Consider the following 24,656-nt stretch of genomic DNA (forward strand, 5'->3'; position numbering starts at 1 on the left):
CTTCCGCCGCGGTGATACCCGCTCTGACCAAGGACGCGTCGTTCACACGCCCTTGAGTTCGTCTGCGAGGTCGGGGCGGCCGTACGTGGTCATGACGTGGGCGGTGTTCTCGATCAGGCGCTGGCGGTCGATGGCCTCGAGGCCGGAGACGAAGCGCTCCAGCACGTCGGCGACCTGCAGCAGGGTGTTCGCGCGGCCGTCGTTCGCGGTGGTGAGGGCGGCGAGACGGTCGAAGACGGGGCCCATGGTCGCGAGCTTCTCAAGGCGTTCGGGATGGTCGGCCAGCCACCAGGCACACGCCATGACGGGATCGGCCAGGACATGGTCCTTGAGGAGCCGCATGTCGTCGAGCTTCGCGCGGTTCTTCTCGCTCTCCCGCGCCGTCCTGATCGTGTCCTCGTCGACCGTGATCCTGGCGGTCGCGTGGGTGATGACGGCGGGGCTGTGGGGCACCGGGTGCGGATAGCCGAGTTGGGCATTCAGCCGGTGCTCCGCCGCGAGCGGGTCGAGGACGGACATCTGGGCGGTGATGGTGGACGCGAGGGTGCGCACGTGATCTCTGGCGGCGTCCTCCGGGGTGCGGTGGTGCGCTCCGGTCGCGCGGTTCTCCCACGTCATGGCGAAGACCGCGTTGAACGTCAGTCCGTCGACGTCGCTGGGCAGCCGCGCCGGGAACTGGGTCTGATGCTCGACGGTGCGCTCGAACAGGCCGCGGATGAACTGCCGGAAGCTCGATCCGGTGGCGTACGAGGTGGTCATTCCTTGTCCTCTTCCCTCTGGGCGGCCATCAGCGGGTCATTGGATGTGGCGGTGTCGATGAGCGTCCGGGAGAAGGCCTTGCAATCCGGGGTCTGCTCCGACCGGGCGTACCAGGCGTCCACCGCACGGACGAGTCTCGGCAGGTAGCGGGGGTCCTCTCTGGCCGCCTGGCCGAGGACACCGACGACCACCCGGGGACGGTCCACGTCGCCGGCCTCCAGGGAGACAAGGGCGTCGTCGAGCCAGGTCGCGATGAGCGTACGGGCGCGGTCCGTGGTGGCGGGTTCGACGAGCGCTGCTCCCCAGCCCTTGCGGAGTGCCTCCATGAGGCGGTCCGTGCGACGCCGCGCCGCCTCACCGATCGTCGCGAAGCGATCTTGGTCGTCCCGAGTCTCCATGACGTCGAGGAAGGCTTCGCAGCCGACGGCCCGGCCCTTCGTGCCTTGCAGCCAGGTTCCGAGGCCGTCGAGAATCCTCACCCGCACGCGGTCGTCACCGGCCAGGTCGGTGACGGCCTGCCGTACGGTGTTCCGTACGGTCTCCTGCTCGACGGCGGCGAGGTGACGCAGGCGGGTGAGCGCGTTGTCGGGGTAGACGGTGCCGTACCTGGCGCAGGCCTCCGCGATGGCGGTCAGCGTCGGCACCGTGCCTCTACGGTGGTAGGCGCTGTCGTACATCCACTGGCGCGTCCCCCGGCCCAGTGTGGTGTCGACCGCCGCCATACCGAGCATCTCGACAGCGAGCGGTCGCGTCCCGGATGTGGACCAGCCCTCCGTCGCCCGCCGTACGAGTTCGAGGTCGTTCCGGCGACCCGCGACTTGCACCACCGTACGGGCCAGCCGGGCGAGGACGGCCGGGGCATCGGGATCACTGCTCAGCCGCCGGGGCAGTTCGATCGTCCACTCCCGTACCTGCCGCCAGACCTCGGGATAGGTCCGCGCGACGTATTCCAGGACCGACTCGGCGAAGGCCGGCTTGGCGAACCGTACGACGCCGTCGTCGCACCTGATCTCGCCTCCGTCACGCAGGCAGCGGGTACCTGCCCCGGCGAGACCGTGGCCTTCTTCGGTGGGGACGCCGAGTCTCTCCGCCAGCGCGGTCGCGGCCTCGTACGCCGTCTGTTCGGGGGCGTTCTCCACCAGGGCGACGGCGATGAGGCGTACGCGTTCCCGCAGGTGCAACGCTGATGGCGCGAACCTGGTCTGGAGGTAGCCCTCCCAGCTCCGGTATGCCTCGATGAGGTCGGCGACGGCCGCTTCCGTGCAGCCGTGGACCGCCATGGTGGGCGGGATCAGCTTCACGAGCCGTACGACGTCCGCCGGGTGGGCGCCCTTGATGATGGGTTCGAGGTCCTGGCGGTCGCGCCACCAGGTGGCCTCGGCGGGGAGAAGGCGCGCGGTCAGGTTCCGGCGGAAGACGTTCTCGGGCAGAGGCGGCTCCAGGTGGATCCCGACGTCGGCCGCGAACGTCCCGGTGTGCTGGGTGACGTCCTGCGTCGTCCACACGACCAGGTACGAATCGTTGTCGCGGAGCCGGGCCGCGTAGTCCTGGATGCTGGTCGCGTCCAGCGCGTCGGCGGCGTACAGGTAACCGCACCTCGGCTCGCACGGCGGCTCGGCGGTCAGATCCTGGCCTGGCTCTGGGACGAGTTCGTGCAGCGTGACGTTCCGCTCGTGGAGGAGTTGCACGGCGGTCGTACGGCGGCCGGTGCCCTCGCCGCCGATCAGTACGACCGCATGGTGGCGGTCCAGCACCTCGGCCGCCTGGTCGCGGCCCGGCGGCGGTTCGTAGGTGCGCAACAGCTCACGGACGTAGGCCGGATCCAGACGAAGCCTGCGAATGACCTCGCGGAAGTACTGGTGAAGGACGGTCGAGTTGACGTACTGGTTGAGGTCACCGCCGATGGTGTTGCCCGTCGCGACGGCGCCGGAGTTGTCGGTGATCTTCCTGTCGGGGTCGGTCATCGCCCGTCACCACCGACGCTCTGGTTGAAGTCGCCGCCGGCGCTGTTGTTCCACGCCACGGCGCCGCTGTTGCCGGTGACGACGGTTCCGCCGCTCGCCGACGGCGTCGGCGGAGCCGGGTCGGGCCGGGCCGGGTCACCCGCGTCGTCGCCCGGGTGGCCGGTCGACGGCTTGGGCACGTACAGCCAGGCCTGCTCGGCGAAGACCTTGCCCTCCACACGCGCCTCGACCGGCTTGAGCCTCGACGGATGCAGCCTGCTGAAGTGCTCCTGAACGAAGTTCTCGAACACGTGCTGGGAGATGATGACCGCCACGAGTGTGACGTCCGGGTCCGAGTCCTTCAGCGCGTCGCGTACCGGGGTCGAGTCGAGCAGCCGGTGTGCGTCGTTCATCGGCTTGCCCTTGCCGTCGGTGCGCAGGCCCTGACCGCTGTCCGGGAGCAGGCCGGCGTGGATGCTGACCCGCAGCCGCATGCGCAGGTTCCGGTCGATCGCGCGCAGGTGGGCGTCCTCCTTCTCCAGGACCTCCTGCAGGACGTCGGGGAACGGCGAGACCAGGGACGGCAGCCAGCGCGGATCGGTGCCGACCACGTGGCCGTCGCCGGTGTCCTGCGGGAAGCGGGCGTTCTTCCAGGCTTCGGCGAGCCCGGATCGGTCGAACGCCTCCTCGAGGACGGCGGGGATCCGTGCGCTGAGGTACGGCTGCCGGCTGCTCGGATTCCCGGTGAAGGACTTGGTGTCGACACCGACGATGGCGCGGTACTCGTACTGGTGGGCGGCGAAGGGATCGGGGGTCACGGCTGCTCCTTCGAGACGATGGGCCCCGCGTCACGGGGTGGGCCACAGTCTCCGGAGGAGCGGCGCTGAGAACCGTCCAGGAATCGACAGAACGAGAGTAAGCCGCGTCACTCGGCGGTCATCGGCCAGGCGCTCGCATGCTCGGCCAGGGCTTGAAGCCGCAAGACGTCACGGATGATGACACGGCGGCGGGCCGTACTCACGACGCCGAGGGAGCGCAGGCGTTGCAACTCGCCCGCCACGGCGCTGCGGGACAGGCCGACAAAAGCCGCGAGGTCTTCCTGGGACAGTCGAAGATTCACTCCGAGCGGCCCGGTCGGGACGTCACCGGTCTCTGCCACCAGGCGAAGGAGTTCCCGGGCCACCAGCGGACCGGCCGGCAACGTCGCCTTCTCGGCCCACCGGTCCTCGCGGTCCCGTAACCGGGCCAACGCGTGCCGGATGAGGATGTCGTCGCAGTCGTGAATCGTCATCAGCTCGCGGAACCGCCGGGCCGGCAGGCCGGCGGTTTCGCAGTGGTCGAGCGTGATCACGGTCGCCGACCGCGGCCCGCCGTCGAGCACGGAGCGATCTCCGATGACCTCGCCCGGACCTCGGACGGCGAGGAGGAGTTCAGTGCCCTGACGCTCGCTCCTGGTCACCTTGACCAGGCCTGCCACCAGCGCGTATACGAACCCACCCGGCTCACCGCGCCGTACGAGCGTCTCGCCGGGCTTGTGGCGACGCAGGTGGCCGTCGTCGATCAGAGCGCGCCAGGCCTCAGGTGGGAGTAGCCCACCCAACCCGCTGAGCCGTCGCCCGTCCGTCACCGAATCCGGACCCTCCCTAGGAGAGACAACGCCGCACCGACATCATGCCCTCACTCTGCGTTCCGTGAAAGGTCTCCCCGGAACGAGGGTCGGCTGATGGCTCCGGCGTCCTTCCACGCGCACCGGTTGGGGATCTCCGGCCAGAACACTTCGGCGCTCGAAGCCCGTGAAGATCGTCGGCGGATTTGTGACAGGCGACTGTTTCGCCATGTCGAAATTCGGCGACGGCATCGCCTCGGCGAGCGCATCCGGGTCGGTCGCCGCGAGGACGTCGCAGTTCAGCGGCAGGTCGCCGACCACGGCATGGGGGAAGCGCTTAAGGACCGTGCGGGCGGCGGACCGCGTCGGGGGCCAGCCCACCAGCGGCGGAAGACCTGATCGCGTACGGACGGCTCACCGATGAGTTCGTCGAGCCGGGCGACCTGCTGGATCTCGGGGAAGGACTCCTGGCCCGGTTAGCTCTTGCCTAGGCGTAGTAGCTGGTCCCGGCGAACACCCGGTCACCGGCTCGGACGCCGAAGTTCTTGACCTTCATCTCCGGGAGGTAGTTCTTCCGGTCCTTGCTCAGCACCTCCCACCAGGCGTAGTCATCGTTGGGGCCTTTTTCCGCCGATGTTGTCGACACCGTTCTGCATGAGACGGCCATCTTCGGTTCCGCCCAGGCCGGACCAGAGGTTATAGGAGCACGCGGTGGTGCAGACACCATCGAACGACGGCTCGTCGAAAATGTAGGAGGCTCCCGTGAATGCCGGAGCGCTCTTGGCCTTCTTCGCCACGGCGCCCGACCAGGTCGGCACGTTCTTGGTCGGGTATTTCGGAGTGGCCGCGTAGACGCTCGTGGCGCACATGTCGGGGACGACCCAGGGTGTCAGGTGGGAGTACATCTCCTGCCAGATCTTGCGCCGCGCGGGTGACTTCGGCCGGGGATAGAGACCGTAACGCTGAATCTCCGCGTCCTTCGCGGTGACAGGGTTCCAGGTCTTGGGCGGCGCGGTGACCGACATGGGGCCGCCATAGATGGTGTAGACGCCTGTCGTCGACGAGTCTGCTGAAGGTGCCGCCGAGCGCCTTCCCGCGGAGTTGGTGTAGTACGTGTTCAGTATCGGAATCTGGTGGCACTCGGTGGTGGTGCCGTTAGTCCTGCCCGACGTGGGTGCGGGGGTGGCGGCCGTCAGGCTCATCACCATGAGTGCCGCTCCGCTGACGATTCCCCACGTGGCCCGTCGCATCTGTTCCCCTCACGTGTCCCGCACGTGCTCTCGGACCTGCCTGGCTTCTTTTCTGGACCCCGTACCGCCAGAAGCAGGTAGAAATACGTGAGCAACACGCTAGCCGTCGAGATCGCCCTTATTGATCTATGGCCATAAGCGGACGACCTGCTCCTTCATGGGGATCGGCCGAAATAACTGCGCCGAGTGGCCCTCAATTCGCCGGGAGGACCCGGACCGGCAGCAGGACACAGATGTCCGAGCCGGAGTGGCGAGGCGAGGTGGGTTCGCCTGTTTCTTCGGAGTCCGGACACGGCGGCCCGTAGTGGATGTCGAGTCCGGCTCTGCCGGGCCGGAGCGCCTGGTACTCGGCGGTCCGGCGGTCACTGGTGTGGGAGACCTCGCGGAGGACCAGCTGCTCATCGCTAAAGGGAATCGCCTCGCCGGCGCGGGCGACGACTTCGATTCGCCGGCCGACGCGAACCGTCTCAGTGGGCTGCGTGACATATTCGTCGCTGCAGGAGCTGGCCGCGATCTGCTTGCTTCCGATGGTGATGACCACCTTCGGTGACGCGCAGGTGGTGGCTTCCGTCTTCTTCCCATGTGAGCAGGCCGCGAGTGGGGCAGCGGTCATCCCGAGAAGCAGGAACGCCACGACGGAGCGTCCATGGATCCTGACCGCTTCGAGCATCGCCTGTCTCTTCTCGCTTCTCTCACATCGACGAGCGGACGGACCGACTGCGGCCATCCGCGTCTCCCTGGTGAGATCACGGCCGGCCGCAGGCGTCCTGGGCCCTCCTACCGCATCTTGTGACATGTCCCGGCGGAATGCCGGGCGCTTCGCGGAAAACGGTGGAGTCCGAAGAGGCCGTGGAACGGCCGCCGTCCATCCGCGAGCAGTCCTGGCGACGAGCTCCGCGCAGGCCCCAAGCCGCCCGCCCGCCCGGCCTACCGCTGTGAGAGAGGGCCGATGCGGTGACGAGCGTGGGGCCGGCGCGGTCCGCGGCGCCGAGTACGGGGAGCCGGATCGGTCCTACTCTCCGCGCAGCGGGGCGAGGGCCTTGCTCCAGGCGAGGACCTGGTCGAGCGTGGTGTTCAGGGCCTCGACCTGGTGGTCGCCGGGCTTGAAGACACTGAAGTTCTCGAAGTCGTGGAACAGGGACAGCGCGACCTGGGCGCGGACGTCGGCCATCATGAGTTCGCCCGCCACCAGGCGCAGGTGCTCGACGGCGCGGGCGCCGCCGACCGAGCCGTAGCTGACGAAGCCGACCGCCTTGTTGGTCCACTCCGCGAAGAGGAAGTCGATGGCGTTCTTCAGCGCCGCGGACGTGGAGTGGTTGTACTCCGGCGTCACCATGATGAAGCCGTCGAAGGAGGCGATCTTCTCCGCCCAGGCCAGGGTGTGCGGCTGGGTGTACTGGCCGAGCGACGGCGGGATCGCCTCGTCCAGGTGCGGGAGCTTGTAGTCGAGCAGGTCGACGAGTTCGAACTCCGCGTCGGTGCGCCGGGTGGCGATGTCGTAGACCCACCGGGCGACGGCCTCGCCGTTGCGGCCGGGGCGGGTGCTGCCGAGGATGATGCCGATCTTCGTCATGTTCTTCTCCGGGTCGTGCTCATCCGGCTCGCAGCCGGATTTACTTGATTGAGCAAGCAAACTATATAGATACTTGCTTCGTCAAGCACTAACCTGGGCTCATGAGCGTCCCCGGAGATCCCATCGTCCCGATGACCGCCGAAGAGGAGGCCTTCATCCGTGCCCTCGGCCGGGTGATCCAGGTGCTGCCTCGCAGCGTCGACGCGGACATGGCGCGCGCCCGTCAGCTACCGCTCTCGGAGTACACGGCCCTGATGCACCTGTCCGAGGCCCCTGGACGGCTCATGCGCATGAGCGAGCTCGCGGCCAGCTGCAACCTCTCCCTGAGCGGCATCACGCGCATCGTCGAACGGCTGGAGCGCCTGGACCTGGTCAAGCGCGTGAAGTGCGACGACGACCGCCGCGGCTCCAACGCCGTAATCACCGAGGCCGGCCTCGCGCGCCTGGAGGAGTCCTGGCCCGCTCATCTGGCCAGCGTCCGGCGGCAGGTCCTCGACCACGTCCAAGGCGAGGACCTGGCCAGGCTGACCGACGTCCTGAAGCGGATCGCCCCGGCGACCTGAGGCACCGCCGGAATCGGGGAGTCGATCAGGGGCGGCCGACGGCGGCCCGACGTTCACCGGGCGTACGGAGTGGCCGTGTCGGCGTCGGCGGTCCAGGCGGACAGCAGGCGAAGGGACTCCTCCGAGGGGCTTCCCGGCTCGGCGGTGTAGACGCCCAGGAGCTGGTCGGGGTCGTCGGTCGCCGCGAGGACGTCGTAGTTCAGCGTCAGGTCGCCCACCACCGGATGGTGAAAGCGCTTGGAACCGTGCGTGCGGCGCGCCACGTCATGGCCGGCCCACCAGCGGCGGAAGTCCTGGTCGCGCACGGACAACTCGCCGACGAGCTCGGCGAGCCGGGGGTCGTGCGGGTGCCGCCCCGCGTACAGGTGCAGGGCCGCGACGCTGCTGCGCGCGACGGTCTCCCAGTCCGCGTACAGGCTGCGGGCGGCGTCGTCCAGGAAGATGAAGCGTGCCATGTTCCGCTCGCGGTACGGCAGGGCGTCGAAGTCGGTGAGGAGCGCCCGCGCCATCCGGTTGGCGGCCAGCACGTCGGTGCGGTGGCCGACCACGAGCGCCGGGTGGTCGCCCATCGTCTCCAGGATCCGGTGGATGCTGGGCCGTACCCGCTGCGGCGGCTGCGGCCGGTGCCGGCCTCGTACGGGACGGGCGAGCGCGTACAGGTGGAAGCGCTCGTCGTCGGTGAGGCGCAGGGCGCGGGCGATGGCGTCCAGGACGGCCTCGGAGACGTTGACGTCCCGGCCGCGTTCGAGACGGACGTAGTAGTCGACGCTCACCCCGGCGAGCTGCGCGACCTCCTCACGGCGCAGCCCCGGCACCCGGCGCACCGTCGGCACGGGGGTCAGGCCGGCGTCCTCGGGCGTGACCCGCCCGCGACGCGTACGGAGGAACTCCCCCAGCTCGGAGCGGTCGCGTCGCGCGGAAGGATGCACGTCCATGCCCTCCACCGTACGTGCGCGGCCGCAGTGGATCCGGCGCCAGAGGGGTACTGCCGGACCCCCGGTCGAGCGAGGCCCGTCGTGGCGCCCGGCGGCCTGGTCTGGGCTGCTTCCCTGGAGAGGACGGCATTCACCGCCCGGCGCGCGACCATCGCCGGGCGGCGGCACAGGAAGGCTTTCTCACCATGGCACATGTCACCACTCCGTTCGGCGCGCGCACCACCGCGGCCGAGGTCGTCGCGGGCGTCGACCTCACCGGTCGCCGGGCGATCGTCACCGGGGCCTCGTCGGGCATCGGCGCGGAGACCGCACGGGCGCTCGGCGCCGCCGGCGCCGAGGTCACCCTCGCTGTACGCGATGTCGCGGCGGGCGAGAAGGTCGCCGCCGGCATCACGGACGCGACCGGCGGCGTACGGGTGGCGCCGCTCGATCTGGCCGACCGGGCGTCGATCGCGGCGTTCACGGCCGCATGGGACGGGCCGCTGCACATCCTCGTGGACAACGCCGGGGTGATGGCCTCGCCGGAGACGCGGACTCCGGAAGGCTGGGAGCTGCAGTTCGCCGTGAACCACCTCGGTCACTTCGCGCTCACCACCGGCCTGCACGACGCGCTCGCGGAGGCGGGCGGCGCCCGGGTCGTCGTCGTCAGCTCGGTCGGGCACGTCAACGGCGAGGTGCTGTTCGAGGACGTCAACTTCGAGCACCGCCCGTACGACCCCTGGGCGGCCTACAGCCAGTCGAAGACGGCGAACATCCTGTTCGCGGTCGAGGCCGCCCGCCGGTGGGCCGTCGACGGCATCGCCGTAAACGCCCTCAACCCCGGGCGCATCGCAGCCACCAACCTCGCGCGCCACATCGGCGAGCCCACGAACGCCCCGGCCTCATTCGAACCCGGGCAGAGCACCGGTGTGTCGGTCAAGGACATCGAGCAGGGCGCCGCGACCTCGGTGCTGCTCGCCGCCTCGCCCCTGGTCGAGGGCGTCACCGGGAAGTACTTCGAGGACTGCCAGGAGGCCGAACCCCACCGGCCGGGCGTACGTCGCGGCGTCGCGGACTACGCACTCGACGCGGACAAGGCGGCCCGGCTGTGGCGGCTCTCGCTCGACCTGATCGCCGCCGCCGATCGGTGATCCTGATCGGCCCCGGCAGGGCACCCTCCGGCCCGTCGTCGGCGAACGGCGCCAGGGAACCGGCCGCCGTCATCCGGAGGGCCGGTCACAATCGATGCGGAGCCCTTCCGCTGGGGAGAGGCGAGATGTTCGAGTACCACGCCTGGGTGACGATCAGAGCTCGGCCGGTGATGAGGACGCTCGGAGAGGGTCAAGCCGTCATCGATACGTTCCGCCGGGTCGGCGAGGTGGCGCCGGGCTCCTACGGAGTGCTCTACCTGCGCGATGACGAGGACCCCACCGGCAAGGCCAACGAATCCCAGGTCCTGGTCATGCGCCATGGCCTGGTGTCCCAGCAGTCCGACTCCTTCCTGTCTCCCTGCGTTCCAATGATCGAAGATCCAGAGGACTGACAGTTCAGGGGAAGGCCCGTCAGGTCTCCGCCCGTGGCCTCCGTGCCATCGCGAACGCACGACACGGGGCTGACGGTTTCGCCGGATACAGCGGTAGAGGCACATGCCTGGGGCCCATCTCCGTATGTCTGGAGCCCCGAGGCCGCAGTGGGCTCGTTAGGCTCCTAGGGCATGACCGAGTGTGAGAAATGCGGGCTTATCGTCGGTCTCGGCTGCGCGTGCGATCTTCCCCGATCCGTGCCGCGTCGCCCGTACATGGGCGGCTACCGCTGGGTCCGGTTCGGCCCTGACACCCTGCTGATTTCGAGCCGGAATATCGCTCACGTTCCCGGTGCCTGCACGCACATGACCGAAGAACAGGTGCTCGACCCGGAGAACGGCTGGGGTTGGATACCCGATCCCCATCCTGCTCTCTGGGACCGCGTCAGCGCGGAACATCCCGCCCAGGCCACTGAGGGCGACACCTCCCGGGTCGCCAAGGCCCGCTGCGAAAGCTGCGCGGCCACCCTCGCCTCCTGAACCGCCCCGACCAAGACCTCACCGAACAGGACCGCCTCGCGGTCGGCCGCCACGTCGGCATGATCCCGGTCGAGCCGACCGAGGATCTGGTGGGCGGCGTCGTGGACGGCGCAGGTGAGCGGCGAGATCACCGAGTCCGCCGTTCGTCGGCCTGGTCATCGGCCGGGGCGGTGGGACGCCCGGTCGGTGAGTGACGTCGTCGTGCGTCTCAGATGGTGGACGGACCGTGGCGTCGGCGTCGCGCAGGGTGGTTTCATGCGCCCGCCCCCGACATGTGAGGAGTCCTCCCGTGGTTTTGGACGCGGACGCTCGTTCCATCGCCGCGCGGCTCGATCGGCTGCCGGTGACGCGATGGCACTGGATGCTGATCGTCGTGGTGGGCCTGGGCACCTTCTTCGACCTGTACGAGGTGTTCCTCGGCGGCGTGCTGGGAGCCGTGCTGACCGAGCAGTGGCACCTGGGCACCGACGGCAAGTCTCTGGTCATCGCGTCGGGTTTCGCCGGGATGTTCGTCGGTGCGATCGGCCTGGGTGTCGCCGCGGACCGGTTCGGCCGGCGGCGGATGTTCCTGGTCAACCTCGGTCTGTACTCGCTGCTCTCCCTGCTCACCGCCTTCGCGCCCGATCTTGGAGCCTTCCTGATCCTGCGGTTCCTCGGCGGTCTGGCGCTCGGTGCCGAACTGACGCTGGTCGACACGTACGTCAGCGAGTTCATGCCGCGCGGGGGCCGCGGCCGCTATCTCGCCTGGGCGTACACCATCGGCTTCTGCGGGGTGCCCGTCGCCGCGTTCCTCGGCGGCCGGTTCGTCGCCGGGCGGCATCTGCTCATCGACGGCTGGCGCTGGCTGCTGGTCGTCGGCGCGCTCGGCGCGCTGATCGTGTGGGTGCTGCGCGGTCGGCTGCCGGAGTCGCCGCGCTGGCTCGTCGCCCAGGGCCGTACGGCCGAGGCCCAGGAGATCGTCGCTCGCGTCGAGGCCACCGCGGACGGCCCGCTGCCGCAGGTGACGGCGGACCCGGACGCGGACGCGCCCGCCGCGCGGGCCGGCGTCGCCGAGATCTTCGCCGGCGAGTACCGCCGCCGCACGGTCATGCTGTGGATCTTCCAGGTGCTGCAGACCGTGGGCTACTACGGGTTCGGATCGCTCGCACCGGTGGTCCTGCACGCCAAGGGGTTCGACGTCGTGCAGTCCCTGGGGTACGCGGCCGTCAGCTTCATCGGCTATCCCGTCGGCTCGGCGCTGTCCATCCCCGTCATCGAACGGGTCGAACGCAAGGCGCTGATCATCGGCTCGGCGCTGGTCATGGCCGCGGCCGGACTGGTGTTCGGGTACGGTCGCGCCACCGCGCTCATCGTGGTCGGCGGGTTCGTGCTGACCTGTGCGTCGAACGTCTTCTCCAACGCCTTCCACTCCTACCAGGCGGAGATCTTCCCGACGGGCATCCGCAGCAGCGCCATCAGCGTCGCCTACTCCCTGTCCCGGGCCACGTCGGCGATCCTGCCGTTCGTCGCACTTCACGCGCTGCAGAGCCTTGGCGCGGGGGTGGTCTTCACCGGTTCGGCGGTCGTCCTGGTGCTGCTGTGCCTGGACGTCGCGGTGCTCGGGCCGCGCAGCACCGGCCGCAGCCTCGAGAGGGCCGCGCGCCCGGCGTCGGTGCCCACCGGCCGCCGCCCTCACACTCAAGATCAATAAGCGAGCCGGAACGTGTCAAGATCGTTTTGTGCGGATATACGAGAACGGGACGACGGGCCGGCCGCTGCGCCCGTATGTTCTGGCCGCGGGCGAGGGAGAGCCGGCGGCGGCGTCCGAAGACTCGGCGATGAGGATCAAGGCGTCCGCGGAGTCCACCGGGGGCGGGCTCGGGCTGCTGGAGGGCGTCGACGCGCCCGGGTTCGCCACGCCCCTGCACCGGCACGACGTCGCCGAACTCTGGTACATCCTCGACGGGCACTACGACTTCTACGTCGCCGGCGAGTGGCTGCCGGCCGGCGCCGGAGCGGTGGTCTTCGTACCCGGCGGGCTGGTCCACGGGCTGCGTGCCGGACCGGCGGGCGGGCGCAAGCTGACGGCGATCATCCCCGGCGGCCCGGAGGGCTTCTTCCGCGACGTCCATCGCGCGATCGAGGCGGACGCGGTGACGCCGGAGCGGATTCGGGCGCTGGGGGCCGAGTACAGCATCGAGCTGATCGGGCCGCTTCCGGAGCGCTGACCTGTGCCACCCCCGGCCGACCGGCACCGAACGCATCGCCTTCATCGACCCCGCCGAGTGGGAGACGCCGGCCTGCCCGGCATCCGGATCGCCTACGAGCTCACCGAACGGGACGATGCGGAGCCCCGCCGATGACGGCACCAGCGTCTGCGACTCCTACTCCCGTCCCCGGGGCATGAGCGGCCTGGTCCTCGCCGGTAACGGTCTGATCCCACCGCCAACGCCTGCAACCCCACGCTGACGAGCGTCGCCCTCGCGGTACGGGGAGCACGGGCACTCGCCGCGAGTCTGTGACCACCGCGACGGCCACCATGACTCCCACGTCGCCGGCGAGTGGCTGCCGGACGGGTACCGGAGCGGTGGTCTTCGCACCCGGCGGGGTGGCCCACGGGATGCGTGCGACGCCGGCCGATCGTGACGCGGCTCACGAAGAAAGGGTGACAGGGTGTTGTCGCGGGCGGCTGCGACTCTCGACGGCATGACGATCACAGATGAAGATTGCCTGCGCGAGACCCTGGCGTTCAACGAGCAGTTCGAGGCCGCCGCCGCGAGCCGTCCCGCTCGCGGACGCGCACCGGACGCGGCCACGCTGGCATACCTGCGGCGCAACCGGCTCGCCGGCGACACCCCACCGGTGCGACTGCCGCAGGGCCGGGACCGCGTCGTCGAAGGCGGAGTGAAGGTACGAATCTTCGCACCGGAGCGCGTCGACGGTGTCTACCTGCACATCCACGGAGGCGGCTGGGCGTTCGGATCCGCGGACGGGCAGGACGAACGGCTCTGGCGACTCGCCGAGCAGGCGCGGCTGGCCGTGGTGAGCGTGGACTACCGCCTCGCGCCGGAACACCCCTTCCCCGCCGGGCCCGACGACTGCGAGGCGGCCGCCCGATGGCTGGTGGAACACGCCGCGGCCGAGTTCGGTTCCGAACGGCTGATGATCGGCGGCGAATCGGCCGGTGCCCACCTCAGCATGCTGACCCTGCTGCGCCTTCGCGACCGGCACGGCGTCACCGGCGCGTTCCGGGCGGCCCACCTGCTGTTCGGCCCGTACGACCTGTCGATGACACCGAGCCAGCGGAGGTTCGGCGCCCGGCGACTGCTGAGCAACACCGACTCCCTTCAGGGCGGTTATGAACTGTTCACGCCGGGGCTGAGCGAAGAACAGCGCCGCGACCCGGAGATCTCGCCCCTGTACGCGAACCTGAACGGGATGCCGCCGGCCCGGATCGTCGTCGGCACCGAGGATCCGCTGCTGGACGACTCGCTGTTCCTGGCCGCGCGGTGGCAGGCGGCGGGTGCGCCCGTGCGGCTCGGGATCGTCGCCGGCGCGATGCACGGCTTCACCCTGTTCCCCCTGACCGTCACCGAGCGGGAGCTGCGGCGGCAGCAGGACTTCCTGGCGTCCGCGTGAGGGTAGCGTCGGCCGCATGAACCGAACCGCGCGGCTGTACGCGCTGGTGGAGGAGCTGCGCGCGGCGAGGCGGCGGCCGCTGACGGTCACGGCGCTCGCCGCGCGGTTCGAGGTCAGCGCGCGTACGGTCCAGCGCGACCTCCAGGCGCTGATGGAGGCCGGTGTCCCGGTGCGCTGCGTACCCGGGCGAGGCGGAGGCTGGTCGATCGACCCGGAGATGACTCTGCCGCCGATCCACCTCACCGCCGAGGAGGCCTCGGCGCTGACCGCCGTGCTCGCCGCGTCCGACGCCTCCACTCCCTACGCCGGCGCGGCCCGTACGGCGGCTCAGAAGATCGCGGCGTCGATGACCGGGCCGGCATCGGCGGCGGCCCGAAGACTCGCCGCCCGGATCGTCACCGTGCCGACGCGCGGCGACGCCGCGGTCCGTAGCGTGGTGGAGCGGGCGCTCGCCGACGCGATGGTGCTGCGGCTGTCCTACACCGACGCGGCGGGGAACGCGAGCGACCGTGTCGTGGAACCGGCCGGGCTGCTCACCGCCGACGGCCGCTGGTACCTCATCGCCTGGTGCCGCACCCGCCGCGCCGGCCGGGGCTTCCGGCTCGACCGGATCACGGCGGCGGCTCTCACGGGTGACCGGGCACGGCCCCACGACCTGACCGAACTCCTGCTCGGCTCCGCCGGCGCCGACGCGGTACGACCCGCGGCACTGGCCCCACTCACGACCTCCGGGGAAGGGACGAACCGACGAGGTACGGAGTCGAGCGGACGGCCGTGTCGGACCTCGGCACCATAATGATCACCATTGCCCTGTCTCCGACGTCCGGGAGCATACGTGCCGCGGAAGTTCCCCCTCGTACTCGCCGTCCTCGCGGCGACCACCGCCGCCTGCGGTGGCAACGGCGTGGCTGCGAGTTCACGCGGCTCACGTCCTGCCGCCGCCCTCTCCGCCGGTTCCCCTCCGGCGTCCGCGACCCCCTCGCCGGCTCCGTCGACGTTCCCTCCGGAGGTCTACGGGGACGGGTTCTCCCGGCACCCGCACCCGAAGGCCGAGATCACGGCCGCGCTGGCGCGCTCCGGGATCGACAAGCGGCCGATCCTGCTGGACTTCAGCGCGGACTGGTGCCCGAACTGCAAGGTCGTCGAGCACGAGTTCCGCGCCAAGGACGTGCACCGCGTACTCGCCGGCTATCACGTTGTGACGGTCGACGTCGGCAGGTTCAACCGCAATATGGACGTGGCGCGCAGATACCGGCTCGACCTGAATGCCACCGGCATCCCGGCGCTTCTCATCCTCCAGCCCGACGGCCGGAGGCGAGCCGAGATCGACGGTCGTCCCTTCCCCAACGACCCGGGCATTCCGACCAGAGCGCTCGCCGCGTGGCTGAAGCGCTACGCGGCACAAGACGAGCCGACGGCTGCTCCTTCCGCGATGGGCCGGGCACTCCGGCCGGCGCGTGGCTGAGGCGCCACCCGTGCGAGGCCGCCTGCCGGCGGTGTGCGCGGCGGCGTCGTTGCTGCTCACCGGATGCGGCCACGCGCCGGCACGGACGACGACGGTTCGTTTCGCGAGCAGCGGCGTCGAGGTGACGCTCGCGGTCTCCCGGACGACCGTGAGGGGGGTCTACCGGCCCACCCGAGCCGGGTTCCACCTTTACAGCATCGGCCTTCCCCAGGGCGGCATCGATGGCCTTGGCGTGCCCACCAGCCTGCGCGTTCGCGGCGGGCTGGTCGCCACGGGGACGGCGACGGCGAACGAGACCCCGCGGACGCTGAGCCTGCCGGCTCTCGGTGTACGACTCCCGGTCTACCCGGACGGTCCGGTCACCGTGACGCTCCCCGTCCGCCGTACCGGCAGGACCGCGGACGTCGTGGTGTCGTACGGGGCGTGCAGCGCCGTCACGTGCCTGGCGCCGGTCATCGATCACCGGACGGTGATCCGTCTCCGCTGAGCCGCGGCCGGACCGGCGGACGCCGGGTTCCGTCACCCGGCGGCGTTCATCAGGTCCAGGGCGCTCTGCTGGCGGGCGGCGTCGGTGGAGTCGAGCGGGCCGGCCCAGTGGTAGCCGTACTGGTCCAGAGGGTTGCGGTCGTAGGCGTACGCCGAGTTCGCCTGGCGGGTCAGGTAGGCCGTGTAGGGGTGGTCGCTCAGCGTCTTGTTCAGGGCGGCCAGGCCCCGGGCGTACACGCCCTTGAACGACGGGCCGTCCGCTCCGCCGTTGGACTGGGGTTCGCCCGGGTCGGCGAGGATGCCGTTCGGGTTGAGGGTCGGGTCGGTCGTGGAGGCGCCCGCGAGCGTACGGGCGTCGGTGAGCACGCCGGCGTCGCCGGTGGCGCGGTACAGCTCGGTGAGGCCGTTCAGGATGACGCCCTGGTTGTAGGTGTAGACCGGCTGGCCGTTGTTCTTGCACGTCGACGTGGTCAGGCCGTCGTTGATCAGATGGGATGAGTTGATCATCCCGGAGGCCTTGAACCAGGACCATTCGTTCTTCGCCTGGGTGAGGTACTTCGTGTCGCCGGGGATGCGGTTGTGCAGGGCGGCGGTGAGCTGAAGGTACAGCTCGTTGGTGATGGCGTTCTTGTAGTCGCGCTGGGTGCGCCACCAGACGCCGCCGCCGCAGGTGCCGTCGCCGTAGGAGGTCATCCAGTCGGCGTCGGTCTTGGCGGTGTTCAGGTAGCGGCTGTCGCCGGTCAGGTCGTACGCGTCGACCCAGGTCAGACCCCACCAGCCGGTGTCGTCCATGTAGTCGTTGCGGAACTGGCCGCCCTGGGCGGACAGGTTGTCGTCGTACGTGGTGGCGACCGCGTACTTGTAGCTGCCCATTCCGCTGACCCGGACGTTGTCGATGATGGCGGTCAGCGCGTTGGCGGAGTTCCACCAGTTGGTGGTGTTCCACAGGCCGGTGCCGTTGTTGTAGTACATCATCAGCGCGGTCGCCGCCGCGGTGGAGCGGCTGCCGGCGTTCCAGGTCGTACGGGCCCAGGGGGTGCAGGCGATCTCGGCGCGGTCGCCGGCCTTGCCGCAGGCGCGTACGGCGCCGACGCCGCGGTTGTTCCAGTCGTCGACGTTGTACATGAGGGTGCGCCAGCCGCGGCTGCCGCTCGGGACGGTGGTGTCGCCGAGCTTGCTGCCCTGGCTCCAGCTCCCCCCGCCGTCGAATGAACGGTCCAGCCACACCTCGTCGGCCGGGTTGCCGTTGTCGATGCTCGCCCAGGCCATGTCGTCGGGGTCGTCGAAGTGGAGGGTGATCTGCCGCGAGTAGATGGTGGCCTGGACGGGCGTACGGTCGCCGGCGGTCTGGGCCGGGTCGCGGCCGTCGCAGTACTTGTCGCAGATGGACGCGGCGGCCGCGCTCGTACCGGCGAATGCGGGGAGCGCGGCGGCGGCGAGGAGAGAGGCGGTCGTCAGGAGGCGGATGAACCGGCGAATCGATGGGCGGGCGGGGCTCCGTCGGCCTGGAGCGGGGCGGGAGGACGACATGACCGACTATTGATCCGCACAGACGGTCACGTCAATGGTCAACGACGCTACGAGGCTGCGACCGGCATCGGATGAGAGCCGGTGACGAAGGGATGGGCCGGCGCCTTCCGCCGGTTCCGTGACCACCCGGGCCGTACGAGCCGGCAGGGGCTCAGCCCCCGGTGGCGCCCAGGTCGTCGGAACGGCCGGACTCCAGGCGGGACCACTGGGCGGTGGGACGTCCGTCGGTGCGGACCGTGTCACCGGTGGCGGCGTCCCACTTCTGCGGCCGGCCGGCGGGCGAGTCCTCCCAGGTCTCCTGCCGGCCGTACGCGGTCAGGTCCAGGAGCCCGTAGCTGTAGTCCATCACCTCGACGCCGCGGCCGTTGGTCCAGTAGGTCTCGAAGACGCGGTCGCCGTCGCGCAGGTAGCAGACCAGGTGGAACATTCCGACCTGGCGTCCGGGGAGCAGACGGTCGGCGGAGTCACGCACGGAGTACCAGGGCACGTCCCAGCCCATGAAGTCCCGGTAGCGGACGCTCTCCTCGTACGGGCCCTGGCAGAAGGTGGCGTACGTGACGTCGCGGGAGTGCAGGTAGGACAGCTCGCGAACCTGCCCGTTGTAGAACGTGCAGCCCTCGCACTGCTCGGCGGCGGGATGGCCGGTGTGCCACATGTGGAAGTAGGCGATCAGCTGCCGGCGGCCCTCGAAGGCGTCCAGCAGCGTGACCGGCCCGTGCGGGCCGATGAGCGGGATGGTGGAGTCCACCTCCACCATCGGCAGCCGGCGGCGGGCCGCCGCGATCGCGTCACCCTCACGGGTATGGGCCTTCTCCCGTACCCGCAGCGCGTCCAGTTCGGCCTGCCAGGTGGCCCGGTCGACCACCGCCGGCAGGCCCGCGTTCGTCGAGTCGTCGTTCATTGAGCGCCTCCGAACGCCGCCGCGGTGGGCGGCGGCGTCTCCGTCGATTCGTTCGTTCGTCTCCCGCTCCGGTCGTCGTCACCGGGCGGGGATCACTGGTCGAGGTGGTTCTTCAACGCGTCGAGCCGGCCGTCCCAGTCGCGGGCGAGGGCCGCCAGGAACTGCTGCGCCACCCGCATCGGCTCGGAGCGGAGCCGGTACCGCACCCGGCGCCGCTCCCCCGGCTCGGCCGTGACCAGGCCGGCGTCGGTGAGCAGGGCCAGGTGCTTGGCGACCGCCTGACGCGTGATGGGCAGCCGGGCGGCCAGGTCGGTGGCCGTGGCCGGGCCCGTCGAGGCCAGCTCGGCCAGGATGGCGCGCCGGGTCGGGTCGGCCAGGGCGACGAAGACCTGCTCGGCGACCGCTTCGATGTCAGGCGGCATCAAGGTGGGCGACCAGCTCGCCGAGTTCGCTCGCCCAGCCCTGGGTGTGGGCGTCGTACTCCTTGCGGTGGACGTCCTCGGGGAGCTGGGCGAAGCCGGTCTCGACCACGGTGAGCCGGGTGCCCGCGCCGAGCGGTTCGAGGGTGAACTCGACGTACGTGCGGCGTGGATCGTCCTTCGGCAGTTCCTGGATCTGCCAGGTGAACCCGAACACCGTCGGCTCCTCGACCCGTTCGACCCGCATGTCGACGGATTGACCGCCGGCCCACGTCATCCGCGCCGCGCCGCCCGGGCGCAGGTCGATGGTCGCCCCGTCGCCGAACCAGGAGGCCAGCCCCTCGGCGGTGGTGAGCGCCGCCCATACCTTGCTCGGCGGGGCGGTGACCTCGACGGTCCGCTCGATGCGGTCAGGAAAACCCACGACAGCCTCCTCAGACGAGTTGCAACCGATCGGTTGCCACACTAGTCGCAACCGATCGGTTGCATCAACCTTCTGACCAAGCCTGGAATGCCGCCGGACTTGGCGGTGCGGCTCGCCGCGAAGGGTCTCCGGTCCGCGAGGTCCGCCGCGCTCGACGGCCAGGTGGTCAGCGCGGCAGCCAAGAAGGGATGCTGGTAACTCTTATTAGGGATGCACCGATTCGCGGGGTGATATCCGTAATGCAAAGAACTGGGCGCTGACGGTAACATCGGCACTCGAACGGAACGGGAGAGAGGCGAAGGCAGCGGTGGACGGCGAGAAATCTCTCAGTGACCTACTCGGTACGGTCATTCATCCGACACCTCCGCGCAACGACGACCGACCTCGCGAAGACACACCTCCACCACCCGAGTCGACAGAGCCGTCCAGTCATCAGGATGAGGCCGCTGTGGATTCCGAAGATGTGACTGAAGAGCGCCAGGACACAGCGCCCGAAATCGCCTTCGTCTATGTGCCGACCAAGCCTTACCGCGACACCGGAAGCACCGCGCCGCAGCCCATCTCGTTCGAGCTCCGCAGGCTCGACGATGGTTCGGCGGGACTGGCCGTCTACACCGATCTGCAGCAGCTCATCGCTCAACTCGGGGAGCACCAACCCTGGGCACGGATCGCAGTGCTCGACCTTCTGGTGCAGCTGTCCCAGGTCGAGCAGAAGGTCCCGGTCGTAGTGAACCCGGTGCTGGCGGACGGCGCCGAGCGCTGGACCGAGACGGACGTCGCCGGGTGGGAGAGCTCAGACGAGTGAGCGCTCCGTGACGTCCACCCGCCGCACGTGACCGGATCGGGCGACGAACACGTTTTATCGACTGGGAAAACGCGCGAGGAGAGCCCGCGTGAGAGGGAACGCCTCCTGCCGTGCCTGCTCGTAGGACAGGCCTTTCTGATTGGGCGGCGGACTCACCGCGCGCGGGCCACTGGAGCCCGTCCATTCCAGCCAGATGATCACATTGCGTACCCGCAGGTTGATCTGAGCGCCATTCGACTCGAAGCGCATCGTATAGGCCTGGTCGCCAAGGCCGGACACCTTCTCGGGAGGCCCCACCGCTCCCGCGTTCACCGTGGACTTACCGCCTTTGGCATCCGAGATGAGACGGCGCTCGAATATTTTCTTGGCCTCTTCGACCGTCGCGAACTGCGTGGCGTTGGCATCGAGACCACGGTCGTACGCCTGGCCGAGTGGAGGGTTGCCCGTGCAGGTCTGGTAAGTGCCACCTTGCGTCCCGGGGAGCTCAGCCGGGCTGTACTTGCCGTACGAGTAGGTGAACTCCATCGAACGCGCCAGGGGTGGAAGGCCCCCACGGAAAGCGCCACAGATGTACGGCAACTCGCGGATCACACCGTCCCGATCGGCCACCGCCTCGGCCGGAGGCAGCCGGCCACTCTCGGTGGCGTGCGGCGACGGCTCGGCCTTCGATCCTGTGCCGCCTCCTCCGAAGACCCAGATCGAGGCGACGGCCACCAAAAGCAGCACGACCGCCACGAGCGCGAGGACGATCGCCATCCTCGACCGCGGGCGACGAGCCGAGCCATCCGCGTCCGCTGTTCCCTCACCAGGCTGAGTCGATGTCTGCGATGGGGTGTCGTCATCCGCCATGGCTCTATGAAAGCCTGCTCAGACCGTCCCCGTACAGCCGCCGCCGACGTATACCCGATTGTTAGAAGCTCAGTTGCAGTCAGTCACCAGCTCGGGTTACTCTGACAGTTCGTCTACGCTGGCACACCTGTGTTTCAGAATGACAGTTGAGCGGTGAGTTCTTCAGCATCGCGAACACGGGAGATTAAATGGACCAGGCAAGCCTTCGAGTGTTCGTCGAGGATCTCCTCAGCGCGAAAAAAGCGTTCAGCAATACCGCGGAAGAGCTCGAGAACCACATGCCGACCGGCGGGTTCGCTCGACCATCTGGCGGAAACGAAGAGGTCGATCGAATGATTGACGTCACCGTTCGGACGATCGGCGAATTCCACCACATCCTTGCCCAGGCGATGGCACAGCACGGCGGAAAGCTGGGGATCGCGGCCGACCGCTATCAGCGCATGGAGGCGGACACCCTTACGAAGGTGGAGACGGTCAACGGCGTCTTGCAGGACCTGACCACGGCGAAATACCTGCCGCCCAAGGACTTCAAGTCGCCGATCCCTGACTGAGAGAGGTTGCGTGCCCGGTGTCTCAGAACCCGCTCAAAGATCCACACAAGAACCTTCAACGCCTCTCGGACGTCAAGGACAGCGTTCCCAAATACCGCGAGCAGCTTCCACCCTGCTCTTACAAGTTCATCGCCGGAGACTTCGTCGGGCTCCGCCACCTGTCCGACGACCTCTACTGGTTCGCATGGCAGTGCGACCATGAGGTGAAGGCGCTCGCCGATCACGTCGAGAAGCTCATCGGCGATGGCGGATCCTGGGACAGCGATACGGCGATCGTCTTTCGGAACACGTTCGGTCAGGACGCGATCCTCACGAACGGCTTCGCTCGCGAGATCTGCGAGATCGCGAAGGTCATCGATCAGCTCGGGCTTCGCCTGGCGAAGTTGGAGTTCGTCATCGAGCAGGCCCTGCAGCGGGGACTGAGCAAGGGTTACCTGCAGTGGACCCAGTCCACCACGGAGGCGAACAGCGGTCTGATCGCCCTGAGCAACCCCGCCGGGGGTTTCGTCATCGCGAAACCAGGCGACAACGCAGCGGCGCCGAAGTACGCCGCAGGACTGCGCCAGCTCTACACCAAGTCACTCGACCAGGCAGAGCGCATCCGCAAGAATGCCACGACCGAGCTCGCGACGCTCTGCGCGCCGCTGTCCAAAGCCCTCACCTGGTATCTGAAGAAGGACGAGTACGACTCAGGCGGCCTTCTGGCGCCCAGCCAGATCGAGAAGGACTCCGCAGAGGTCGACAAGCTTCAGAAGGCCTACGCGAACAGCGTGAAGCACCTCAGCGCGAGCGACTTCAGCAGTGCGGTGGACGACGCCAAGAAGATCGGGAGCGACGTCAAGACGATCAGCGACATCGTGGGCGGCATCAAGGGCCTGAAGGGCGCGGACCTCGCGAAGGGGATCGGGACGGCGGGCGACAACGTCAGCAAGGTCGGGTCCGTCATCACCGACATCCTCCTGCTGCTCGCCGTGGCCCCGAAGTGAGCCGGGACGCCGAGACCTCCCGGTAGCCGCCCGGCTCGCCGCTGCTTGCACCCACCGACCGACGTTCCTCGAACGTCACGCATGCTCGGCGCTCGATCGGGCATCAACGGGGCCGTCAACGATCAGAGTTCGATCGCGCTGTCTCCGGAGGGGTCACGGTGAACTGCCTGTTCAGGGTCGGGGAAGAGAGCGTCTGGACCCCGTCCGCGGAGGCCGGCCGGTTGTACGTCGGGATGACGAAGTGCCTGGCGGCGGGCGGAGGTCGGGCGACCGGCGTCAGGACGATCGCCGAGGACGTCTTCGAGATCGACCCCGAGTCGTTCGGCGCGCTGGTCGAGGTGGCCTACAAGGAGTACTTCAACTCCACGAACCGGGTGTACCGCAGCCAGCTTCACGGCTGGCTGCTCACGTCCCTCGTCCTGCTGGCACGGGCGGGCAGGCCGGTGACGCCGTCCAACGACGAGGAGCGCGAGTTCGTCGAGGACATCTCCGAGCACGCCAAGGCGATGCCCTCCTAGACCTGCGGGCTCACTCGACGAGCCGGACGCTGCGCACCACCTTGTCCATGTCGGTGTCGCTCAGCGCGCCGGGCCGGCCGGTGTGGACGTACAGGACGAAGGACAACGACCCGGCGCCGCGGACCGGGCGTACGACGATGCGAATGGTCGTACCCGTCGACCCGCACCTGTCGGAGTCCGCCTCTCTCGGACCAACTGCCGTGCGACCAGCCGGACGCCCCGCACGGCTCAACCCTGCGGACAAGCCTCACATACTCGGCGCGATCCGTTGGCTTGCCCGTCATTAGGGGCAGTCCCCACCGGCACGGCAAATCCCCGACGGCGAGGTGGCGGTGGTCGCGCCAAAGAGATGTAAGGCTTATAAAGCTGCTATACCTATTACTCGGGAGGCAGCGTGAAGATCCCCATAGACGACTACGCGTGGGGCGTGGCGGTCGCGAACGACCTGGTCGCCACCTCACCCACCGTGCGGGCCGACGGAGACGGGCTGCCCGGCCCGAGTGCGCTGGCGGACTTCCTCGCCGCGCACCGGCTGCGACGCGACGACCCTCCCACCGACGAGGACGTCCGCCAGGTGCACTTCCTGCGCCGCGAGGTACGGGGGATCATCGAGACCGAGACCGCCGACCAGGCCGTCGCCGGTGCGACCGTGCTGATCCGGCGTGCCGGGCTGCCTCCGACCCTGGAGCTGGATGACGAGGGGCGGTGGGAATGGCGGGTGCCCACCACGCCGGAGGCCTCCCTCGCGGACGAACTGGCCGCGCTCGTCGCCATCGGCATCCTGGGGGTCGTACGAACGCTGGGGCACGAGCGCTTCCGTCCCTGCGCGGCTCCCGGCTGCCGAGGGGTGTTCGCCGACATCAGCCGGGCCGGACGCCGCCGCTACTGCATGCCCGACCTGTGCGGTAACCGCGTCAACGTCGCCAACCACCGCGCGCGCCAACGCGAAGGGACCCCGATCCGATGAGCACCTCGCCGCTGCACGGTAGCGTCCGCCTGCCCGACGGCTCCTACGTCCGCGGCCGTGGCCTGCGCCGCCCACTGCCCGAAGGGCCCACGCCCGACGTCGGCCTCTACCTCGGATCCGACCGGCTTCGCCGCCGCCACGAGGCCGCGTTGCCCTGGTCCCACACCTGGATCGACTGGCCCGACTTCCTGCTGCCCCGCGACTCCGAGGAGGCCGTCCGGCAGATTCACCACCTGCACGGACAGGCGAGGGCCGGCGCGCTGGCCGAGGTCGCGTGCGGCGGCGGCGTCGGCCGCACCGGCACGGTCATCGCCTGCCTGGCCATCCTGTCCGGAGTGGACCCGGCCGACGCGGTCACCTGGACCCGCGAACACCACCACCCCAAAGCCGTGGAGACCCCCTGGCAACGCCGCTGGGTGACCCGTTTCCCACGCGTCATCCCCGACCGCTGACGGAGCCCACTGGCA

General features: G+C 69.4%; 31 protein-coding genes. 16 read left to right on the forward strand and 15 right to left on the reverse strand.

The window, feature by feature from the left end:
- Positions 1-42 precede the first annotated feature (42 nt).
- The 9 genes from NDW01_RS11090 to NDW01_RS11130 form a co-directional block, all read right to left on the reverse strand.
- A complete protein-coding gene (locus NDW01_RS11090) occupies positions 43-759 on the reverse strand; it encodes a hypothetical protein (RefSeq protein ID WP_252819503.1) in 717 nt (238 codons plus the stop codon).
- Positions 756-2,723, reverse strand: a complete 1,968-nt coding sequence (locus NDW01_RS11095) for a hypothetical protein (protein WP_252819505.1) — start codon at positions 2,721-2,723, stop codon at positions 756-758. Before NDW01_RS11095 ends, NDW01_RS11090 begins: the two co-directional genes overlap by 4 nt.
- On the reverse strand, positions 2,720-3,520 hold the full coding sequence (locus NDW01_RS11100) for a hypothetical protein (protein WP_252819507.1): 801 nt from the start codon (positions 3,518-3,520) through the stop codon (positions 2,720-2,722). The genes NDW01_RS11095 and NDW01_RS11100 overlap by 4 nt, the downstream gene beginning before the upstream one ends.
- Before the next feature lie 107 nt (positions 3,521-3,627).
- Positions 3,628-4,329 carry a Crp/Fnr family transcriptional regulator gene (locus NDW01_RS11105; protein ID WP_252819509.1) on the reverse strand — a complete coding sequence of 234 codons (702 nt, stop codon included), beginning with the start codon at positions 4,327-4,329 and terminating at the stop codon, positions 3,628-3,630.
- 42 nt (positions 4,330-4,371) lie between these two features.
- On the reverse strand, positions 4,372-4,629 hold the full coding sequence (locus tag NDW01_RS11110; RefSeq protein ID WP_252819511.1) for a hypothetical protein: 258 nt from the start codon (positions 4,627-4,629) through the stop codon (positions 4,372-4,374).
- Positions 4,630-4,795: 166 nt separating this feature from the next.
- On the reverse strand, positions 4,796-4,954 hold the full coding sequence (locus NDW01_RS11115) for a hypothetical protein (protein WP_252819513.1): 159 nt from the start codon (positions 4,952-4,954) through the stop codon (positions 4,796-4,798).
- Positions 4,917-5,516 (reverse strand): hypothetical protein, encoded by a 600-nt coding sequence (locus tag NDW01_RS11120; protein ID WP_252819515.1) that lies wholly within the window; start codon positions 5,514-5,516, stop codon positions 4,917-4,919. The genes NDW01_RS11115 and NDW01_RS11120 overlap by 38 nt, the downstream gene beginning before the upstream one ends.
- 235 nt (positions 5,517-5,751) lie before the next feature.
- A complete protein-coding gene (locus tag NDW01_RS11125) occupies positions 5,752-6,228 on the reverse strand; it encodes a hypothetical protein (RefSeq protein ID WP_252819517.1) in 477 nt (158 codons plus the stop codon).
- A 342-nt stretch (positions 6,229-6,570) separates the two neighbouring features.
- A complete protein-coding gene (locus NDW01_RS11130) occupies positions 6,571-7,131 on the reverse strand; it encodes an NADPH-dependent FMN reductase (RefSeq protein WP_252819519.1) in 561 nt (186 codons plus the stop codon).
- Between the two features lie 101 nt (positions 7,132-7,232).
- On the opposite strand from NDW01_RS11130, the gene NDW01_RS11135 reads away from it, so the two are divergent.
- Complete coding sequence (locus NDW01_RS11135; protein ID WP_252819521.1) at positions 7,233-7,694, forward strand: MarR family winged helix-turn-helix transcriptional regulator; 462 nt, start codon at positions 7,233-7,235, stop codon at positions 7,692-7,694.
- A 53-nt stretch (positions 7,695-7,747) separates the two neighbouring features.
- On the opposite strand, the gene NDW01_RS11140 is transcribed toward NDW01_RS11135, so the two are convergent.
- On the reverse strand, positions 7,748-8,629 hold the full coding sequence (locus NDW01_RS11140; protein ID WP_252819523.1) for a helix-turn-helix transcriptional regulator: 882 nt from the start codon (positions 8,627-8,629) through the stop codon (positions 7,748-7,750).
- Between the two features lie 185 nt (positions 8,630-8,814).
- Here NDW01_RS11140 and NDW01_RS11145 point away from each other — a divergent pair, with 185 nt between their 5' ends.
- The 9 genes from NDW01_RS11145 (at position 8,815) to NDW01_RS11185 (ending at position 16,240) form a co-directional block, all read left to right on the forward strand.
- Positions 8,815-9,759 carry an SDR family NAD(P)-dependent oxidoreductase gene (locus NDW01_RS11145; protein ID WP_252819526.1) on the forward strand — a complete coding sequence of 315 codons (945 nt, stop codon included), beginning with the start codon at positions 8,815-8,817 and terminating at the stop codon, positions 9,757-9,759.
- A gap of 125 nt (positions 9,760-9,884) precedes the next feature.
- Positions 9,885-10,151, forward strand: coding sequence for an Imm7 family immunity protein (locus tag NDW01_RS11150; RefSeq protein WP_252819529.1), 267 nt, complete (start codon positions 9,885-9,887; stop codon positions 10,149-10,151).
- A 171-nt stretch (positions 10,152-10,322) separates the two neighbouring features.
- Positions 10,323-10,670 carry an RcnB family protein gene (locus NDW01_RS11155; RefSeq protein ID WP_252819532.1) on the forward strand — a complete coding sequence of 116 codons (348 nt, stop codon included), beginning with the start codon at positions 10,323-10,325 and terminating at the stop codon, positions 10,668-10,670.
- 289 nt (positions 10,671-10,959) lie between these two features.
- Positions 10,960-12,360: an MFS transporter gene (locus NDW01_RS11160; protein WP_252819535.1), complete on the forward strand. Its 1,401-nt coding sequence runs from the start codon at positions 10,960-10,962 to the stop codon at positions 12,358-12,360.
- A 28-nt stretch (positions 12,361-12,388) separates the two neighbouring features.
- Positions 12,389-12,877, forward strand: a complete 489-nt coding sequence (locus NDW01_RS11165) for a cupin domain-containing protein (protein ID WP_252819538.1) — start codon at positions 12,389-12,391, stop codon at positions 12,875-12,877.
- 478 nt (positions 12,878-13,355) lie between these two features.
- On the forward strand, positions 13,356-14,288 hold the full coding sequence (locus tag NDW01_RS11170) for an alpha/beta hydrolase (RefSeq protein ID WP_252819541.1): 933 nt from the start codon (positions 13,356-13,358) through the stop codon (positions 14,286-14,288).
- A gap of 16 nt (positions 14,289-14,304) precedes the next feature.
- Positions 14,305-15,084: a helix-turn-helix transcriptional regulator gene (locus NDW01_RS11175; protein ID WP_252819543.1), complete on the forward strand. Its 780-nt coding sequence runs from the start codon at positions 14,305-14,307 to the stop codon at positions 15,082-15,084.
- 39 nt (positions 15,085-15,123) lie between these two features.
- Positions 15,124-15,753 carry a thioredoxin family protein gene (locus tag NDW01_RS11180; protein ID WP_252819545.1) on the forward strand — a complete coding sequence of 210 codons (630 nt, stop codon included), beginning with the start codon at positions 15,124-15,126 and terminating at the stop codon, positions 15,751-15,753.
- A gap of 10 nt (positions 15,754-15,763) precedes the next feature.
- The gene (locus NDW01_RS11185) at positions 15,764-16,240 is read left to right on the forward strand and encodes a hypothetical protein (protein ID WP_252819548.1); all 477 of its coding nucleotides are present in this window, start codon (positions 15,764-15,766) and stop codon (positions 16,238-16,240) included.
- A 32-nt stretch (positions 16,241-16,272) separates the two neighbouring features.
- Here NDW01_RS11185 and NDW01_RS11190 read toward each other — a convergent pair whose 3' ends face one another.
- From NDW01_RS11190 to NDW01_RS11205, 4 genes are all read right to left on the reverse strand, one after another.
- Positions 16,273-17,769 (reverse strand): glycoside hydrolase family 76 protein, encoded by a 1,497-nt coding sequence (locus NDW01_RS11190; RefSeq protein ID WP_252819551.1) that lies wholly within the window; start codon positions 17,767-17,769, stop codon positions 16,273-16,275.
- Positions 17,770-17,920: 151 nt separating this feature from the next.
- Positions 17,921-18,670, reverse strand: a complete 750-nt coding sequence (locus NDW01_RS11195) for a DUF899 family protein (protein WP_252819553.1) — start codon at positions 18,668-18,670, stop codon at positions 17,921-17,923.
- Positions 18,671-18,762: 92 nt separating this feature from the next.
- Complete coding sequence (locus NDW01_RS11200) at positions 18,763-19,092, reverse strand: ArsR/SmtB family transcription factor (protein WP_252819555.1); 330 nt, start codon at positions 19,090-19,092, stop codon at positions 18,763-18,765.
- Positions 19,082-19,513 carry an SRPBCC domain-containing protein gene (locus NDW01_RS11205; protein WP_252819558.1) on the reverse strand — a complete coding sequence of 144 codons (432 nt, stop codon included), beginning with the start codon at positions 19,511-19,513 and terminating at the stop codon, positions 19,082-19,084. The genes NDW01_RS11200 and NDW01_RS11205 overlap by 11 nt, the downstream gene beginning before the upstream one ends.
- Before the next feature lie 448 nt (positions 19,514-19,961).
- Here NDW01_RS11205 and NDW01_RS11210 point away from each other — a divergent pair, with 448 nt between their 5' ends.
- Entirely contained in the window at positions 19,962-20,318 is a 357-nt protein-coding gene (locus NDW01_RS11210) for an SAV_915 family protein (protein WP_252819561.1), read from the forward strand.
- 54 nt (positions 20,319-20,372) lie between these two features.
- Here the strand turns inward: NDW01_RS11210 and NDW01_RS11215 are convergent, their stop codons facing one another.
- A complete protein-coding gene (locus NDW01_RS11215) occupies positions 20,373-21,074 on the reverse strand; it encodes a hypothetical protein (RefSeq protein WP_252819563.1) in 702 nt (233 codons plus the stop codon).
- A gap of 281 nt (positions 21,075-21,355) precedes the next feature.
- Here NDW01_RS11215 and NDW01_RS11220 point away from each other — a divergent pair, with 281 nt between their 5' ends.
- The 5 genes from NDW01_RS11220 (at position 21,356) to NDW01_RS11240 (ending at position 24,641) form a co-directional block, all read left to right on the forward strand.
- Positions 21,356-21,718 carry a DUF6317 family protein gene (locus NDW01_RS11220; protein ID WP_252819565.1) on the forward strand — a complete coding sequence of 121 codons (363 nt, stop codon included), beginning with the start codon at positions 21,356-21,358 and terminating at the stop codon, positions 21,716-21,718.
- 17 nt (positions 21,719-21,735) lie between these two features.
- Complete coding sequence (locus NDW01_RS11225) at positions 21,736-22,704, forward strand: hypothetical protein (protein WP_252819568.1); 969 nt, start codon at positions 21,736-21,738, stop codon at positions 22,702-22,704.
- A gap of 158 nt (positions 22,705-22,862) precedes the next feature.
- On the forward strand, positions 22,863-23,222 hold the full coding sequence (locus tag NDW01_RS11230; protein WP_252819570.1) for a DUF6086 family protein: 360 nt from the start codon (positions 22,863-22,865) through the stop codon (positions 23,220-23,222).
- A gap of 394 nt (positions 23,223-23,616) precedes the next feature.
- Positions 23,617-24,189 (forward strand): CGNR zinc finger domain-containing protein, encoded by a 573-nt coding sequence (locus tag NDW01_RS11235; protein WP_252819572.1) that lies wholly within the window; start codon positions 23,617-23,619, stop codon positions 24,187-24,189.
- Positions 24,186-24,641: a phosphatase domain-containing protein gene (locus NDW01_RS11240; RefSeq protein ID WP_252819574.1), complete on the forward strand. Its 456-nt coding sequence runs from the start codon at positions 24,186-24,188 to the stop codon at positions 24,639-24,641. The genes NDW01_RS11235 and NDW01_RS11240 overlap by 4 nt, the downstream gene beginning before the upstream one ends.
- Positions 24,642-24,656: the final 15 nt, after the last annotated feature.

The sequence above is a fragment of the Actinoallomurus soli genome, assembly GCF_024055715.1.
GTDB lineage: Bacteria > Actinomycetota > Actinomycetes > Streptosporangiales > Streptosporangiaceae > Actinoallomurus > Actinoallomurus soli.